We start from the raw sequence: 773 nt of genomic DNA, 5'->3' as shown, positions 1-773 counted from the left end.
ATGTTCATCCACGCCTGGTGTCGACGGCGATGGTGCTGATCAATCGTGCAGCGGGACGCACGATGTGGGTCAGAACGCCGGACGAGTTCCTGGGCGAATTCGCCTCATGGTTCTGGGACGGCGACTCGCAAGCGACCGATGAGGAAGCCCGCGAGACGCTGACCGACCGATTCGGCGAGGATGAAGCGGAGATCGAGCACTACCTCCCTTCCGTTGTGCGTCCGCAGCTTTGTCCCGACGACATGGACGTCTACCGGTGGCACGCGAAAACCCGGCGCTATCTGCCTCAACGGGCACTTGGCGTTGCGGCGCTTAGGCGGCTTCAGCGGGTCACCTCCGGTCACACGCGTCGCATCTGTGCGGAGCTGGAGAAGCTGTCGCTGATGCTGCAGCGGGTCGGCAATCGCGAGCTTTTCGGTTGCGAGTATCGGCCTCGCTGCGCGTATGCAGCCGCCACGCTCACGGTGCAGAACGACAGCCGCGTGGGTGAAGTACTCGATTCGCACTACGAGTACCTCGCTTGCGCCGGCGACGGCACGACCTATTACGGCTTTACGCCGCTTGCCTCTACGCCTGACGCCATCCGCAAGCAGTACGCGGACTGGTCGCAGGGCTTATCCATTCTTGGCCAACTGGACCGCGTCATCGCGTGTCTCGCGGCATAACTCGGAGTTTTTTATGAAAGGGCTTGATATCGGCTCGGACCGCGTCGACGAACTCGCGGCAATCAGCGCCATCTTGCTGTACGGCCGCCAGGATCGCAGCGCCGTCTA

The 773-nt window shown here is 62.5% G+C and carries 1 protein-coding gene; it reads left to right on the top strand.

Annotated features, from left to right (window positions below; genetic code table 11):
* The coding region (locus tag AWB81_RS43735) for a PRTRC system protein F (protein WP_144444428.1) at window positions 1-665 on the top strand (665 nt) is incomplete at its 5' end.
* Window positions 666-773: the final 108 nt, after the last annotated feature.

This window comes from Caballeronia arationis, from assembly GCF_001544975.2.
Classification (GTDB): domain Bacteria; phylum Pseudomonadota; class Gammaproteobacteria; order Burkholderiales; family Burkholderiaceae; genus Caballeronia; species Caballeronia arationis.
Note: the sequence above shows the minus strand (reverse complement) of the source record. Positions and strands in the feature narration are given on the sequence as shown.